The organism is Staphylococcus sp. EG-SA-18, assembly GCF_017151825.1.
Taxonomy (GTDB): Bacteria; Bacillota; Bacilli; order Staphylococcales; family Staphylococcaceae; genus Staphylococcus; species Staphylococcus aureus.
On record NZ_JACYVY010000019.1, the window covers coordinates 19773 to 35740 of the forward strand.

Annotated in this window: 17 protein-coding genes and 1 pseudogene; 2 read left to right on the top strand and 16 right to left on the bottom strand. The window is 33.7% G+C overall.

Features of this window, described 5'->3' with window-relative positions:
• Window positions 1-30 precede the first annotated feature (30 nt).
• The 15 genes from IDG66_RS06050 to IDG66_RS06120 all read right to left on the bottom strand — a co-directional run bounded on the left by IDG66_RS06050 (window position 31) and on the right by IDG66_RS06120 (window position 14588).
• Window positions 31-540 (bottom strand): Asp23/Gls24 family envelope stress response protein, encoded by a 510-nt coding sequence (locus IDG66_RS06050; RefSeq protein ID WP_000215236.1) that lies wholly within the window; start codon window positions 538-540, stop codon window positions 31-33.
• Between the two features lie 62 nt (window positions 541-602).
• Window positions 603-842 (bottom strand): DUF2273 domain-containing protein, encoded by a 240-nt coding sequence (locus IDG66_RS06055; protein WP_000002683.1) that lies wholly within the window; start codon window positions 840-842, stop codon window positions 603-605.
• Window positions 843-854: 12 nt separating this feature from the next.
• Complete coding sequence (amaP, locus tag IDG66_RS06060) at window positions 855-1391, bottom strand: alkaline shock response membrane anchor protein AmaP (RefSeq protein WP_000825819.1); 537 nt, start codon at window positions 1389-1391, stop codon at window positions 855-857.
• Window positions 1392-1565: 174 nt separating this feature from the next.
• Entirely contained in the window at window positions 1566-3128 is a 1563-nt protein-coding gene (locus IDG66_RS06065; protein WP_000792342.1) for a BCCT family transporter, read from the bottom strand.
• A gap of 307 nt (window positions 3129-3435) precedes the next feature.
• Window positions 3436-4443, bottom strand: coding sequence for a zinc-binding alcohol dehydrogenase family protein (locus tag IDG66_RS06070; RefSeq protein WP_000781934.1), 1008 nt, complete (start codon window positions 4441-4443; stop codon window positions 3436-3438).
• A gap of 233 nt (window positions 4444-4676) precedes the next feature.
• The gene (locus IDG66_RS06075; protein ID WP_001180228.1) at window positions 4677-5678 is read right to left on the bottom strand and encodes an NADP-dependent oxidoreductase; all 1002 of its coding nucleotides are present in this window, start codon (window positions 5676-5678) and stop codon (window positions 4677-4679) included.
• A 282-nt stretch (window positions 5679-5960) separates the two neighbouring features.
• Entirely contained in the window at window positions 5961-6830 is an 870-nt protein-coding gene (locus IDG66_RS06080) for an alpha/beta hydrolase (RefSeq protein ID WP_000719329.1), read from the bottom strand.
• A gap of 265 nt (window positions 6831-7095) precedes the next feature.
• Complete coding sequence (gene lacG / locus IDG66_RS06085; RefSeq protein ID WP_000169224.1) at window positions 7096-8508, bottom strand: 6-phospho-beta-galactosidase; 1413 nt, start codon at window positions 8506-8508, stop codon at window positions 7096-7098.
• 17 nt (window positions 8509-8525) lie between these two features.
• Window positions 8526-10238 (bottom strand): lactose-specific PTS transporter subunit EIIC, encoded by a 1713-nt coding sequence (locus tag IDG66_RS06090; protein WP_000983330.1) that lies wholly within the window; start codon window positions 10236-10238, stop codon window positions 8526-8528.
• 5 nt (window positions 10239-10243) lie between these two features.
• A complete protein-coding gene (locus tag IDG66_RS06095; protein ID WP_001078309.1) occupies window positions 10244-10555 on the bottom strand; it encodes a PTS lactose/cellobiose transporter subunit IIA in 312 nt (103 codons plus the stop codon).
• 21 nt (window positions 10556-10576) lie between these two features.
• Complete coding sequence (gene lacD, locus IDG66_RS06100) at window positions 10577-11557, bottom strand: tagatose-bisphosphate aldolase (RefSeq protein ID WP_000047015.1); 981 nt, start codon at window positions 11555-11557, stop codon at window positions 10577-10579.
• 3 nt (window positions 11558-11560) lie between these two features.
• Complete coding sequence (lacC, locus tag IDG66_RS06105) at window positions 11561-12493, bottom strand: tagatose-6-phosphate kinase (RefSeq protein ID WP_000604135.1); 933 nt, start codon at window positions 12491-12493, stop codon at window positions 11561-11563.
• Window positions 12494-12505: 12 nt separating this feature from the next.
• Window positions 12506-13021: a galactose-6-phosphate isomerase subunit LacB gene (lacB, locus tag IDG66_RS06110; RefSeq protein ID WP_000684746.1), complete on the bottom strand. Its 516-nt coding sequence runs from the start codon at window positions 13019-13021 to the stop codon at window positions 12506-12508.
• Window positions 13022-13036: 15 nt separating this feature from the next.
• Window positions 13037-13465 (bottom strand): galactose-6-phosphate isomerase subunit LacA, encoded by a 429-nt coding sequence (gene lacA / locus IDG66_RS06115; RefSeq protein WP_000974608.1) that lies wholly within the window; start codon window positions 13463-13465, stop codon window positions 13037-13039.
• Window positions 13466-13832: 367 nt separating this feature from the next.
• Window positions 13833-14588 carry a DeoR/GlpR family DNA-binding transcription regulator gene (locus IDG66_RS06120; RefSeq protein ID WP_001032739.1) on the bottom strand — a complete coding sequence of 252 codons (756 nt, stop codon included), beginning with the start codon at window positions 14586-14588 and terminating at the stop codon, window positions 13833-13835.
• Between the two features lie 241 nt (window positions 14589-14829).
• Here IDG66_RS06120 and IDG66_RS06125 point away from each other — a divergent pair, with 241 nt between their 5' ends.
• Window positions 14830-15570, top strand: a complete 741-nt coding sequence (locus tag IDG66_RS06125) for an NAD-dependent protein deacylase (protein WP_001793364.1) — start codon at window positions 14830-14832, stop codon at window positions 15568-15570.
• Window positions 15571-15606: 36 nt separating this feature from the next.
• The gene (locus IDG66_RS06130; protein WP_001802549.1) at window positions 15607-15768 is read left to right on the top strand and encodes a hypothetical protein; all 162 of its coding nucleotides are present in this window, start codon (window positions 15607-15609) and stop codon (window positions 15766-15768) included.
• A 92-nt stretch (window positions 15769-15860) separates the two neighbouring features.
• Here the strand turns inward: IDG66_RS06130 and IDG66_RS06135 are convergent.
• Window positions 15861-15968, bottom strand: a pseudogene (locus IDG66_RS06135) (DUF3885 domain-containing protein); the annotation flags it as partial.

Consider the following 15968-nt stretch of genomic DNA (forward strand, 5'->3'; position numbering starts at 1 on the left):
AATTGAGTGCCGAGCTTTTTATCGAATAACTTATTGTAAACCTTGTCTTTCTTGGTTATTGTTTTCATTATTTTTTTCGTGTTTTTGTTTCCATTCTTTTTGAGTCATTACATCGTCAACTTGCATGTTAACTTCAACAACATCTAAACCAGTAATATATTTAACTTGTTCTTTTACTAATTCAGTTACTTTACGGAAGATTTTAGGTGCTGATTCACCATATTCTAAAATTACTTTTAAGTCTACAGCAGCTTGTTTTTCACCAACTTCAACAGATACACCTTGAGTAACGTTATTTCCACTTGAGAATGCATTAGTGAATGTATCAGTTAAGCCACCTTTCATGTCTAAGATACCTTTAACTTCACGTGCAGCGATACCAGCAATTTTTTCAACAACTTCATCAGAGAATGTTAATTTATTTTTGAATTGAGGCTCTTGATTTTGTTCTTGTTGTTTTTGACGCTCTTCTCTTTCTTTTTCGTTAACACCAGTTTGATTGTCGTATGCTTGTTTTGCTTTATTGTTATCTACAGTCATAATAGATTCTCCTTTTGCTTGTTAATTTTTATATTTTTTTAATTAAATTCTAAATTGATGAATTAACTCCATCGATTTAAAAAATTCATAAAATCTTGCTTACGGTCTTTCATATACCCAATACCTACACCAATTAAACATAAAACGATGATAAGTACTGTTTTCCAAAAACCTAACGTTAAGAATAATATCGCGATTAATAGAAACGCTAGGAAACCAACGATTCTCCATTTAAATACTTTTAAAAAATTAATCACTTGTTGTGTAGAGTCTTGTCCGTTTTGGTTATGATTGTTAGCCATGATATACCTCCCTTACAACACTCGTGGACCAGAAGTTTTCTGATCTCTCACATTAACTTCTAACTTACGTACTGGCATTTCTGTGAAATATTCTACATTCTTTTTAATATCCGAACGAATTGCTTCAGTTAAAGATTGAACTTGAACATTATTTGGTACGAAAAAGTCAGTTTTAATGTCGATATAAGATTTATTTTTTTTGTTATATAGTTTCGCAACTACATTTGGTTGTCTTACTTGATCATATTTTGCAACCGTATCGAATGCCGTCTTTTCAACAGCTTTACGAGATACGTAAACATGACCATCATCGAAGTCTTTGTATAATCCAGGTTTTCGATGCGTAGGTTTGAAGATACTAAATACTAATATAAGACCTATTAATATCAATAGTGCAGCAAGTGAAATAAGTAATGGTTGGAACCATTCAAATTGAAGGAAGTAGTCTTGATATTCAGTTATACGTCCATCTTGGATATACATGAATAACAGGAACCCCACGATTACTACTATTAATAAGCCAAGGATAAAGTTTTTAAGTCGTTTCACCCCTAACGACACCTCCTTAGTTAAAGTTAATTTAAAAACATATTAAATATGTACCCATCAGTTTTTTTCTTAAACATAATAAATTAATAACTTTAAATTTATTTTTAATATATAAGATGAAGTACCATTTAGTAATATATTCCCTAGTTTTTGTAAATAAAACCTCATTATTAATTAATTTTCATCAATATGTTTTGAAGAACGGTATTCTAAAATATCTGGGTCACGATGTTTAATTAAAACCTTATTACTATTTCTCGGTTTCTCCTCACTCAAAGATTTTAAAAGCGACCATATCATCGCTATAATGACCACGGAAAATGGTAACGCAGCAATGATTAATAAATTTTGTATCGCTTGCGTACCACCTGTGTAAATCATAATAATTGCAAATAATGCCATAATGATACCCCAACTCACTTTGACAAATGACTTCGGATTAATATCACCTCTTGAACTCAACATACCTAAAACATAAGTTGCCGAATCCGCTGATGTAACAAAGAAAATCATAATAACAAGTAAAGTAATTAAGCTTAATACAAAACCTAGTGGGTAATGTTGTAGCGTTGCAAAAGTTGCTGTTTCTGTCGCTGCTTTAGCAATATCGGCAATATGATTATCTTGTAAGTAAATTGCTGACGCGCCGAATACCGCAAAGAATATAAAGCAAACTAATGCCGGGACAAAAAGTACACCTAGAATAAATTCTTTAATCGTACGTCCTTTTGACACACGTGCAATAAATATACCTACAAATGGTGCCCAAGATATCCACCATGCCCAGTAAAAGATTGTCCAATTTTGTAACCATTGGAATTTTTGACCGCCTGACGGAATGCGTAAACTCATACTAAAGAAATTTGCAATATAATTACCTAGACCATTCGTAAATGTATTTAAAATGTATAGCGTTGGCCCAACAATAAAAAGACCAATAAGTACTACAAAAGCAAGTAACATGTTGATATTACTCAACGTTTTGATACCTTTATCTATACCTGACCATGCTGACCAAGTAAATAATATGGTTGCAATGACAATCAAGATTACTTGCATCGTGAAATTACTCGGTACATTAAATAAAAAATGTAAACCTTCGTTTATTTGCAATGCACCGAAACCTAATGTTGCAGCAACGCCTGTTACTGTAGCTATGACTGCCAATACATCAATGGCACCACCTAAAGGTCCACGCATTGCCTTTTCACCTAATAAAGGCGTCAATGTAGCGCTGACTAAGCCAGGATATCCTTTATGAAAGCTAAAATATGCAAACACAAGCGCGACAATACCATAGACTGCCCATGCATGAATCCCCCAATGGAAAAATGAAAACTGCATTGCATCATTAATTGCAGATTGCGTGCCAGCTTTATGAATAGGCGTTAATTTGAAGGCATGACTGATTGGTTCTGCCGTTGTCCAGAACACAAGTCCTATTCCCATACCAGCACTAAATAACATAGCAAACCAAGACGGCAATGAGAATTCAGGATCTTCGCCTTCTTCACCTAATGTAATGTTTGCGTATCTCGAAAATAAAATATACACACAGACAAATAAAATAACTAAAACGAGCAATAAATAATACCAAGAAAAATGTAGCGCAATAAATGTAGTAATGTTTTGCGTGAGTTTTTCTAACTGTTTCGGAAATATTGCTCCAAAAGCAACAAATATCGTACATATCACTAAAGATACCCAAAACACTAGACTTACTGATTTATTTTTCATAAATACAAACCCTTTCTGTGTAATGGTAAGTTCATACCCATAACTGCAACATTTTAATCATTTATAATTTTATATAGACACAATTAATAATGCCTCATCTTTTAAAAATGATATATAAAACACACTCAAATTATTTATCATTGAGCAACAAAGTATTTTATTGTATTTAAGTAATGCCTTTCTAATGCATTATTGAATTGATACCTGCAAAGTTGCCATATTTCCATTTAGAATCAATAGTCGCTAGACACAAAAAATAAGTCGCCCTATACAGTATTTTCTGCATAAGGCGACTTTACTTACTAAACTATATATTAATTACTAATTTTCCAATCATTGATTGTTTTTCCAACAATTGATGTGCTTGATATAAGTTTTCAGGTGATAAACCTTCAAAAACTTGTGTCGTTGTTGGTTGGTAATGCCCTGATTCTATATTTTTCGTAATATCTTCTAAATACTCATGTTGTTTAATCATATCAGGCGTTCGATGAATTGGACGCGCAAACATAAATTCATGTGTAAATGTTATACTTTTTAATTTTAGTGCATTTAAATCTTGATCTTCATTAAAAGCTACGATAGTTGTAATATGCCCTAATGGTTTTATCAGTTCAATCATAGTATTGTAATACAAGTCTGTATTATAGGTGCAAAATATATAATCTACTAATGGAATTTCTTTTTCTTTAAATTGACGCACTAAATCCTCTTTATGATTCAATACGATATCTGCGCCCATCTTTTCACACCACTCTGTTGTTTCTTGTCGTGATGCTGTTGTAATGACAGTTAAACCATACCGTTTAGCAATTTGAGTGGCTATACTGCCTACACCACCGGCACCATTAATGATTAAGACAGACTTCCCTTCGTTTTCAGCAGGATTATGTGAAATTTTAAATGTATCAAAAAACGTTTCATATGCCGTAATACCAGTTAGCGGTAGACTAACCGCTTCATTAGCACTTATGTTGTGTGGTGCTTTTGCAACTATAGCTTCTGACACCAATTGATATGTCGCATTTGATCCTTGTCTATTTGGCGATCCAGCATAAAATACAACGTCACCCGGACTAAATAATGTAACGTCTGGTCCGATAGCTTCAACAGTACCAATAGCATCAAACCCAAGTACACGAGGTGCTTGAGTGACTTCCATTTGTCGTTGCTTTGTATCTACAGGATTTACACTAATGCTATTTACTTTGACTAAGATATCATCATTTTCTGGCGTTGGCTTTCTTTGTTCGTATACTTTAAATAAATTTCCTTCTTCCAATTTAAAGGGCTTTTCAAATCCTATCATTTTCATATCGTTTCACCTCATTTATGAACTTATTTCTTATTATACAAAATAGAAGCCATGTGTGCTTATATCGCAGCATCATGACTCCTTTTTCATTTGAATATATAAATAATTACAGACGACTTTCGTATTACATTTTAGACTTATTTCTACCATGTTACTGAACAAATTTGCTTTAGATAAAAAATTATTAAATTTTAGTCAATTAACAAAGTTAGTTTGTTAAAACGTATACTTTATTATTCCGTTACTTTAATAACTTGTTTACCAAAGTTATCGCCAGTAAATAAATTTTTAAATGCATGTGGCGCATTTTCAAAACCATCTTCAATGGTTACTTGTGACTGAATTTTACCTTCTTGAACCCATGTTGCAAGCTGTTCACTAGCTTCTTTAAAAGCATTAGCGAATTCACTTACCAAGAAGCCTCTCATCATTACTTGCTTCTTAATAAGCGTACCTTGAATACGTGGTCCGATATCTGCTTCAGGATGATTATATGACGAAATTGCGCCACATACTGGTACACGTGCAAAACGATTTAAATGCTTAAATACTTCATCGCCAACTGTTCCACCAACATTTTCAAAATAAACATCAATACCATCTGGTACTGCTTGTGCTAACGCTTCTGCAAAATCCTCTTTCTTATAATCAATACCAGCGTCAAAGCCCAGTGTCCCTGTTAAATAATTTACTTTTTTGTCGCCACCCGCAATACCTACTACACGGCAACCTTTAATCTTAGCAATTTGACCTACAACTGAACCTACAGCACCAGATGCAGCTGAAACCACAACAGTATCACCGGCTTTAGGTTGTCCAATATCAAGCAGACCATGATATGCTGTTTGTCCTGGCATTCCTAAAACACTTAAATATAAATCAAGTGGTACATCTGTCGTTGGAACTTTAGTAATTTGATCCGCTTGGACATGATTAATGATTCGCCAAGGCAACATACCTACAACGACATCTCCTTTTTTATAATCTGCGAGTGTCGAATCAATTACTTTTGCAACGACATGGCTAACAATCGGTTTACCAATTTCAAAAGGCTGTACATACGAATCTGCCTTAGTCATACGTCCTCTCATATATGGATCCACTGAAATATACAGCGTTTGTACAAGTACGCCATCGCTCTCAAGTTTAGGCGTGTCAGTCTCTTCAATTTTGAATGTATCCTCTTGAGGCATGCCTTCTGGTATTTTGTTAAAAAGAATTTGTTTATTTTGCATCATTAATCACCTTTCTTTATTTGAAACTTTTACTTATTTGTTACTTAAGCGTTAAGTTTGAATTGTGTCTTCGTGATGTCTGTATGCAAATACATTCTTAGTTGTTATATTTTGACTTAAGCACTGATTCATTCATGTAACTTCAACCACATTATATTTGCTATAATCATAAATTTAAAATGTTACGACTTAGACATTTTATGGAAACTCTCAAACAATAGATAATTTTTGAAAAGCTCTAATATTACAAGCTTTTTTGCCCCCGAAAAACTAGCAGTTGCTTTATTTTTTCCATAAAAAGTCGATTAACTCATTAGCAACATTTTCATTCTCATGAAGCTGACTATGTTGTGCAGGCTCACCTTCATATTTAGATTCTCGATAACTTTTCGGACTATTTCCCAGTAAATATTTTAATGATTTCGAAGAACTATTAGACACTCTGCCGTCTGAATGTGTACCATCTTTCAAATCTCCATAAATATTTAGCACTTCGATACCTTTACCTTTATAAATATCTTTTAGCACGCGTAATTGCTGATAAGGTTGATTCATTCGACTTGGTTTACCATCTTTATCAACTGTAATTTCATTGACATCTTCATTCATATTTAAAACACCATTAAATGTCCCTGCAATATTCACTTGTTTGTTTAACTGTGGCAGTGACTTGTCGTTACCATATGTCATCATATATTGTGCAAATGTTAAGTTCCCCATTGAGTGACCGACAAAGTTGAATTTATCGAAATTGTATTCAGATTGTAACTTAGTCAGTACATTTTTAAACCACGCAGCATTCTTATCCAAATAGCCTTGTCTGTTATTTTCAAGTTCAATTTTCACAATAGGATTCACTGCATCTTTTCTTAGTTTCCCTTTAAATGTCACTGCACCATCCTTTGAAACGTAAGCAGTGATGATATCTTTAGTTACCCCTCTTTTTTCTGCTTGCTTCACCATAAACTTTTCAGAATTGGCACTACCACCAAATCCATGTAAGAACAATGTTGGAATTGGCTTTTTAACAAATTGCTGTTGTTGTATTTTAAATGTTTGTGCCTGTCGTTGACTAAACACCACCGTAATAATAGAGCCTATAATAATAGCGACCGCTAACAATGTCGTAATAATTACAAAAATTTTCTTCACACTTTTAACTCCCATTCATGTCTTTTATATAAGTATAAAGGATGTGATTAAAAATGTCCTTTAGTTGATTTTGAATACATCATTAACTTTTAAGATGACTTTGGAAAGTTGTCCGTTAACATTTGTTAATTGATTGCTTCTTTAGCTTTCAATGGTGTGTCACCCATTGATTAATATATAAATATGTATATGCATGTTTAATTTATCTCTTTTTATAAATAAAGACCTACCAGCACTCGACTGATAGGCCTTTTAATATCTATAATTATTTAATTTCTTTTGTTTCGGCTAACTCTTTGTACCAATAAGCACTTTTCTTAGGATAACGTTCTTGAGTCTCAAAATCGACATAGAATAAACCATATCGTTTTTCATAACCATTTGACCAAGAGAACACATCCATTAATGACCAAATAAAGTAACCTTTAACATTTGCACCATCTTTAATAGCATCTGCAATAACGTTCAAATGTTGTCTTACATAATCAATACGTGCATCATCATGAACTGTTTTTTCAGATTCAATAAATTCATCTTTATATCCTAAACCATTTTCAGTGATATAAATCTTGTGATAGTTAGGATAATCTTTAACAACACGCATGATTTGATCATATAAACCTTGAGGATAGATCATCCAGTCCCAGTCTGTGCGAGGTACGTCGACATCAAATTCACGTTGTCCGACACCTTTAAGTTGGTATTTAGAACCGCCTTTATCACCTGTCGCATTATGCGTGATTTCAGATTCTCCATCGTAACCTCTCATCCAGTCACTCATGTAGTAATTGATACCTAAGAAGTCGTTTAAATCTTTGGCTGCATCTAAAATGGCATAATCTTCATCTGTAATATTTAATTTACCGCCATTAACAGATAAGATATGTTGCACACCTTCCATCGTTTCACGAGAATACTTACCTAAATATGTTGCATCTAAGATGAATTTATTATGGATGATATCTTCTAATTCTGCTGCACGAACATCTTCAGGATTTGATGGATCGAACGGATATTTTGTTGGCAATGCGTGTACAACACCAATTTCTCCTTGATAGCCGCCATCCTTGAATAATTTCACTGCTCTTGCATGAGCAACCATCATATTATGATGAGATTGGAAAACTTTTTCAAAATCATATTTAATACCTGGAGGGAATTTACCTACTAAATATTGGCCATCACCAATAGGTCCAATTTCATTGAATGTAGTCCAATATTTTACTTCTGGGAATTCTTTAAAACAATATTCAGCATAATCTACAAAGTAGTCAATCGTTTTACGATTTAGAAAATCGCCATCTTTGTGTAACACTTCTGGTGTATCAAAATGATGCAATGTTACAAATGGTTCAACATGACGTTTATGACACTCTGCAAATAACTTATGGTAATACTCAACACCTTTAGGGTTAACTTCGCCATATCCATTTGGGAAGATACGTGACCATGCAATTGAAATACGGATACCATTAACACCGAATTTTTCACTTAATTCTAAATCCACTGGATATCTGTTATAAAAATCACTCGCTGGTTCTGCAGTATACCAATAGTTTTCTTCCAAATACGTATCCCATGCTACACGACCTTTACCATCCGTATTTGTCGCACCTTCTGCTTGATATGCTGCTGTTGCTCCACCAAAAATAAAATCTTCAGGTAATGTTTTAGTCATATGAAAAACTCCTATTCTTAATTTTCAAATTGTTGTTGAACGAAATCAAGGGCTGCTTGGCCGTCTCGTGTCAATTTGATATATTCGGCACCTTGAGTCTTCGCTAATTTAATACCTAATCTATCTGTATCTTGCTTAATATCTTCATAGTTAGACGCAACTTGTGGCGCTAAAATGATTAATTGGTACTCTTTCATAATGTCCATATGTGCGCCATATCCGCCAGCTGCCGCTTTCACTGGCACATGATATTCTTCAGCTGCTTTATTAAGTGCATTGGCTAATAATCCACTTGTACCACCACCGGCACAAAGTACTAAGACATTTGTTTGTTCTGTGATATTTGAAGCTTTAGCTGCATCGTCTGATACACCACTTGCCGCTAAAATTGAATCAGCTTTTTTCGTATCAAAGTTTGCTGCAACTTTTTCTTTTAAATCTGAATTACTTTCTTTACGTCCTTCTTCTTCATCAAGAATTTCACTATCATAAACTTTTAGGAATGGGTAGTAAATAATAATATCTACAACAATCAAAGTAATAGCTAGAACGAATGACCATAAACCAAAACCTGTACCCATGATAATGCCCAATGGACCTGGTGTTGTCCAAGGTAAATTCACACTAAAACTATTCATTCCTAACACTTCAACGAAAAGTTTGAAAATCCATACGTTAACAATTGGTGCTAATACAAATGGAATAAAGAACACAGGATTCAATACTAGTGGTGCACCAAATAAAATTGGTTCGTTTACACCAAAGAATGTTGGTACAACTGATGCACGTCCAATCGCTTTGTTTCGTTTAGATTTCGTCATCCACATAAACATGAACGGGACGACCAATGTTGCACCCGTACCTCCAAAAGTAACGATAAACATTTGTGTACCTGATGTAATAATTTTATCTGCGTGTTCTCCAGCTTGAAGCAACTTGAAGTTCGCTTCGATATTCGCATATGTAATGGCTGCAATTGCTGGCTCTACTATTGATGGACCATGAATTCCTACAAACCAGAATAATGCAAAGGCACCAAAGATAATTGTGACACCAATCCATCCATCTGCTGCTGTAAATAATGGTTCGAATAATTTTAAAATACCTTCCGCTACATTTGATTTAAAGCTGTTGCGAATGACTAAATCTAATGCATAAAGAATGATGATTACCGCTGAAAATGGAATTAAGTCCTTAAATACTTGTGAAATATTCGGCGGTACTTCTTTCGGCATTTTAATTGTAATATTGCGCTTCACACAGAAGTTATAAACAATAACAGTTACAAATGCTGATAAAAATGCTGTTAATAAACCTTTAGTTCCCATAAATGCACTTAAGAATCCACCATCTTTGGCTGGATCAGAAGCTAAGAACAAGAATCCACACATCGCTGCTAGCATTGTAGAAATAAAGTTAATTTGATTTGTACTTTCTAGCTTACGGTTAAATGAATCTGTTAAAGATTTCGCTGTCGTTCCTGCTACTAAAAATGCTACAAGCCCCATCGTATAGTTATATGGTTTCATTAAAATGGCTTCCATGCCTTTATCCCATTTAAAACCAAATATATTTGGCACGTATGCAATTAATAGAAAGATACTTGAGAATAAGATGACAGGCATTGCAGAAATAAATCCATCACGGATGGCTCTTAAATATATGTTACGTGATAATTTCTCGAAAAATGGCTTCCCTTTTTCAATTTGTGCGATCAATTTTTGCATCATTGTCATCACCCTCTTTTATAAAATTCTAATAAATGCTTCATTAAATCTTTCAGTAAAATTGTTGTCATTAAATGGTCTTGACCATGCATCATCGTTACACTGTATGCAATATCATCACCTTGTGCTTCTTTAGCTAACAGGCTTGTTTGTGCTCTATGCGCTTCAGCAATGCAATTGTTTCCTTCTTCAATCAATGCATCTGCTTTTGCAAAATCTCCAGCTTGAGCTGCTGTCAATGCTTCTAAAAACTTAGAACGTGCATCCCCTGCAAATGCAACAATTTCAAAACCTAATAATTGGACTTCTTCTCTATTCATAGCATTAATCCCCTTTTATACTTATTTTCTTTGTTTCCAAGATGTCGCAGTATCTTTTAATACTTTATTTAAGTCATCAATATTTTTGAAACCAGTTGTACGTAACCATTCACGAGCAGCATCTTCACCTTGTTCAATGTATACTTGAACAGCACCAGACCATGTAGCACGGCCACAAAGTACACCGTTGAATTTAGCACCAGCTTCGTGAGCAAATTTTAAAGTTTCTTGGAATAATTCCGCAGAAACACCAGCACTTAAGTAAATGTATGGTAAATGAGTTGCTGCATCTTGATTTTTAAAGTGTTGTGCCGCTTCCTCTTTTGTATAAACCACTTCACCTTCAGCAAAGCCTTCTACATACTTCATGTTTACTGGTACTTCAACTTTCAATACATCAACATTAAAGCGTGGTTCTGAGAATAATTTCATTGCTTCGTTAACCTTTCTAGGCTTAACTTTTGCGAATTCAACACTACCGTTATCAGGAATGTTGTCATCGTATGTTAATACTTCTAAGAAGAAAGGAATGTCTTCTGCAACACATTCTGAACCGATTCTTTCAATGTATGCTTTCTTTTGAATGTTAATTTCTTCAGCATCATCAACATCATAGTAAAGTAAGAATTTAACAGCATTTGCACCTTGTTCTTTTAAACGTTTTGCAGACCACTCTACTAAACAGTCAGGTAAACGACCTTTAGCATTTACGTCATAACCAGTTTTTTCATAAGCTAGCAATAATCCACAATCTTTGTTACGTGCATCAGATGCTGGTAAACCGTATTCTGGATCTAATAAAATTGAAGATGCATATTGTGTTAATTCTTCCGCAACTAATACTTTTAATTGTTCAATTTGAGCTACAGTTGGCTCTTCAGTTTGATGTTTTGCCATCATGCGTTTTAAAGCACCACGTTGGTCAAATGCTAATGCAGAAATGATACCTTCGTTATTACTTAGTTGTTCAATTGATGCGATTTTTTGATTCGATTTTGACATTTTTTACACCTCTAAAACTTCAATTTGATTGAATAAATCATCATAATTATTTAAATTGACATAACCTGTTTGTGCTTCTTGCGCATTCAGCATGCCTAAAGTATTGGCTTTTTTTAGTAAATCGTGGTCGTTTTCATGATTGAGAATTGCTGAAGTAATTCCAGCAACTGTAGAATCACCTGAACCAACCGGATTTAATACGCTTATTGTCGGAATATTCACTCTATAGAATGTATGATTGTGCTTAGCGAATGCACCTTGTGCACCTAAAGACACAATAATCCACTCAATCCCTTCGAATAAGGGTTGTGACACTGCCTGTTTCAAACTTTCTAAACTTTCATCAAGTGGCTGGTTAAGCAATTGATATAGTTCAGAAATGTTTGGTTTAATGACTGTTGGTTTGTATGGATTTTCCAAAACTGTTTGCAAAGTTGCACCCGAGCAGTCCAATATCACAGGCACACCTTTGTTTTGGCATCGTTCAATAATTTGTGCATAATAATCTTGATTTAATCCTTTAGGTAAGCTACCTGAAATAGCAACTGCTTCAACTTTTTCTAATAATTGTTCAAAATGTTTAATAAATCCTGCAGCCTCTTGATTATCAATCTCCGGTCCCTGCTCTAAAATTTCTGTTTGTTGCCCTTCATGTAAAATTGCAATGCAGTTTCGTGTTTCACCCTTAATGTTATAAAATGCATGCTTGATGTCGGCATGATCTAATTTTTTAGCAATAAATTGACCTAATTCACCGCCAATAAAACCACTCGCAAGGACTGGCTCGCCTACTTGCGCAAGTACTCTTGTTACATTTAAACCTTTACCACCAGCTGTTTTACTTACTTCTTGAACACGATTAACATCATCTAATTTCAATGCTGTTAATGGATATGAAATATCAACGGATGGATTTAATGTTAAAGTTAAAATCATATGTGTCGTCCCTTAATCGTGGTATTCGCCTCTGTCCCATTTTTCTAAGAATTCATCAAAGAAATGTGGATCAGCTTGATCTGCATTGCTTGTTTCTAAATGTTTAATTTTAGCGATTAATTTTTTATTCTCTTCAGTTGGTTTATATTCAGCGTTAATAAATGCATCGATAATATCGCACATTAATAACTCACCTATAATACGTCCACCAAAGCCAATAACGTTCGCATTTAATTCTTCTTTAGCATATAACGCTGATGTCATATCACGTACTAGTGCTGAACGAACGCCAGGTACTTTATTTACAGCATTGTTAATACCAACACCTGTTCCACAAATACAAACACCTAAGTCTGCATTACCGCTAACAACTTGTTCGCCAACTTTTTTACCAAAAATTGGATAATGTGTTCTTGTGAAATCGTATGTTCCTACGTCAATGACTTCATGTCCTTTTGATTTTAAAAATTCAGATACACGCATTTTTGTATCTGTAACAATATGGTCGCATCCTAATGCAATCTTCATAGTAATTTTTCCTCCCTAGCACATTTTATTAAGCATATCTACACGGATTTGGTGTCTACCACCATCGTATTTACCTTCAACAAAACCTTTAACGACATTTTTCGCTAATGTGTCTCCAACAATTTCAGACCCCATAGTGATCATTCTTGAATTGTTATGGCCTCTAGTCATATATCCAGAGCGTTCATCTGATACTTCAGCAGCAATCATGCCTTTGATTTTTGTAGCAACCATAAAGCTACCTGCACCAAATGCATCGATAACAATACCTAAGTTACCTTCTTGACTTTGAACATCTTTTGCTACAGCCAAAGTTGCATCAACAAAGTCAACTTCCTGTCCTTCTGTTACGTCAACAACATCATATTTATTGTCTAATAAGTATGATTTGATGACTTCTTTTAATCGTTTGCCAGCTTCATCTGAACCAATAATAATCGCCATAATAAGACTCCTTTTTACTTTAATTTTGAAATACCTTTCTTAAAATATGACATGTTTATTTGTAGGTTATGAAAATCTTGAGAAAAGGCTTTCAATTTGATTACGTTTAAATTATAAACATAAACAAACAATAAATCAACATAATATGTTTATAATCTGTTTGTTTATGACATATTTTCAAACAATAAGTGAACATTCATACTGTGGTGTTGTTTTAATTAGGTATTCGTCTGAAATTGTAGTAAAACTTTGTCGAGGTTCCCGTTTACATAAATTTGCATAAAAAATAGCCCATAAATGAATGCAAATTCACATTCACTTATGAGCATATAGATACATATTTTAACAATGCAGTTATACTTTTAATTTAGTCGACTACTTCAATATATGTTTTAATCGTTTCTACTTTTTCTTCATCTTCATAGTCCATGACCACTGCAGTCAATTCGTTTAACTGACAAAATGATGTAAAATCTTCTTTGCCAACTTTCGTATGATCGATTAACAAGTATTTTTCAATTGAATTACTTAGTGCCAATTGTTGCGTATAGGCTTCATCTAATGTAGATGTCATCACAGCACCTTTATTTACTGCGTTACTACTAAAGAACATCTTGCTAAATCTTAGTTTTTCTAACATGGCATTCGCCATTTCACCTACAAACGCTTCTGTAATATGGCGCATTTCACCACCAATTAAATAGACACGAAAATGTGCTGTTTGTTTTTCCAACAAAATTTTATACACTGGCAAACAATTCGTAATAATTGTGAGCGTATGATGATTGACTTCTTCCGCTAATAGTTCCACTGTTGTTCCCGGTCCGAAAAACAAAGTATCCCCATCTTCAATTAATGATGCAGCTTTTTTAGCTATAAATCGTTTTTCTGCAATTTGACGGGTATGTTTTTCTTTATGCGATATTTCTTTATACTGAAATGTTGAATTACTGCGTGCACCACCATGAATCTTCGTTAAAATCCCTTTATTTTCCAACTCAATTAAATCTCTTCGAACTGTCATATCAGACACATTTAAACCTTCGACGATTTCATTCGTTCTTATCGTGCCCTTTTTATTCACTAGTTTAGCAATTTCGTCCAAACGTTCATGTTTATTCAATGTAAAATTGCCTCCTTTATTTAGGCGATGGGTCATTATCCTTTATGTTTAGACATCAATTTTAATATACATGCTTATTCTATAATAAAAATTGCGTAAAAACTAATATAATTTAACTGTTCGATTATATGTATAATTCATTTTTAAAAAGAACTGTTTAAACTGCGCTTTTGATAATCGTAAAATGAATATACTATAATAAAAGCAAAAGACGTTATAAATCATTCATTATTTTGATGGGGTGTTTATTTTGAGAAATGATTTAGAGACATTAAAACATATTATAGATAGTTCGAATCGTATTACATTTTTCACAGGTGCTGGTGTATCTGTCGCAAGTGGCGTTCCAGATTTCCGTTCAATGGGTGGCTTATTTGATGAAATTTCAAAAGATGGACTTTCGCCAGAATACTTGTTAAGCCGTGATTATTTAGAAGATGATCCTGAAGGTTTTATCAATTTCTGCCATAAGCGTTTACTATTTGTCGATACGAAGCCTAATATCGTTCATGATTGGATTGCAAAATTAGAACGTAATCAACAATCTTTAGGTGTCATCACGCAAAATATCGATGGTTTGCACTCAGACGCTGGAAGTCAACATGTTGATGAATTACATGGCACGTTAAATCGTTTTTATTGTAATGCATGTCATAAATCTTATACGAAGTCAGATGTCATTGATAGAACTTTGAAACATTGTGATAATTGTGGTGGTGCCATTCGACCGGACATCGTATTATACGGTGAAATGTTAGATCAACCTACCATCATACGGTCATTAAATAAAATTGAACATGCTGACACCCTTGTTGTACTAGGTTCATCACTCGTTGTACAACCTGCCGCAGGATTAATATCAAATTTTAAAGGCGACAATTTAATTATTATCAATAAAGATCGAACACCTTATGATAGAGACGCTACTTTGGTCATACATGACGACATGGTTTCCGTTGTAAAATCATTAATGACAGAGTAATCAGTAGGTAAAAAGCATTTCCCGAGTAACAGGGAGATGCTTTTAATTTTGGAGTTGCGTTTTTGGAATTCGGAGTTTGGTTTTCGGAATTCGACATTTGGAATTCAGAATTATAATGAGTGGAAAATTTTAATTATTGCGTGTTTAATGACTTGGTTTTGTAGCGATTTTTATTTGATGAATTGTTTTTTTGTTTGATGTTGGGATGCTACTTTTAATGGTTTGTCATTTGTAAGATTAAAAATAAACATAAAATAAGTAGAAAAATAAAAGCTACGAATATTAAAAAATTAGATATCTTCATTATCAAATTCCGATATTAAATCATTATATTTTTCAGAATATCTTGCATAATCTTCATTATTATTAAAAGCTAGCCATAGACCTCTATCATCATA

Excerpts from the sequence above, each read along its gene's own strand:
- IDG66_RS06050 (WP_000215236.1), bottom strand. The coding sequence starts at position 540 with ATGACTGTAGATAACAATAAAGCAAAACAAGCATACGACAATCAAACT.
- IDG66_RS06055 (WP_000002683.1), bottom strand. The coding sequence starts at position 842 with ATGGCTAACAATCATAACCAAAACGGACAAGACTCTACACAACAAGTG.
- IDG66_RS06065 (WP_000792342.1), bottom strand. The coding sequence starts at position 3,128 with ATGAAAAATAAATCAGTAAGTCTAGTGTTTTGGGTATCTTTAGTGATA.
- IDG66_RS06070 (WP_000781934.1), bottom strand. The coding sequence starts at position 4,443 with ATGAAAATGATAGGATTTGAAAAGCCCTTTAAATTGGAAGAAGGAAAT.
- IDG66_RS06075 (WP_001180228.1), bottom strand. The coding sequence starts at position 5,678 with ATGCAAAATAAACAAATTCTTTTTAACAAAATACCAGAAGGCATGCCT.
- lacG (WP_000169224.1), bottom strand. The coding sequence starts at position 8,508 with ATGACTAAAACATTACCTGAAGATTTTATTTTTGGTGGAGCAACAGCA.
- IDG66_RS06090 (WP_000983330.1), bottom strand. The coding sequence starts at position 10,238 with ATGATGCAAAAATTGATCGCACAAATTGAAAAAGGGAAGCCATTTTTC.
- IDG66_RS06095 (WP_001078309.1), bottom strand. The coding sequence starts at position 10,555 with ATGAATAGAGAAGAAGTCCAATTATTAGGTTTTGAAATTGTTGCATTT.
- lacD (WP_000047015.1), bottom strand. The coding sequence starts at position 11,557 with ATGTCAAAATCGAATCAAAAAATCGCATCAATTGAACAACTAAGTAAT.
- lacC (WP_000604135.1), bottom strand. The coding sequence starts at position 12,493 with ATGATTTTAACTTTAACATTAAATCCATCCGTTGATATTTCATATCCA.
- lacB (WP_000684746.1), bottom strand. The coding sequence starts at position 13,021 with ATGAAGATTGCATTAGGATGCGACCATATTGTTACAGATACAAAAATG.
- lacA (WP_000974608.1), bottom strand. The coding sequence starts at position 13,465 with ATGGCGATTATTATTGGTTCAGATGAAGCTGGCAAACGATTAAAAGAA.
- IDG66_RS06130 (WP_001802549.1), top strand. The coding sequence starts at position 15,607 with ATGCTTTTAATTTTGGAGTTGCGTTTTTGGAATTCGGAGTTTGGTTTT.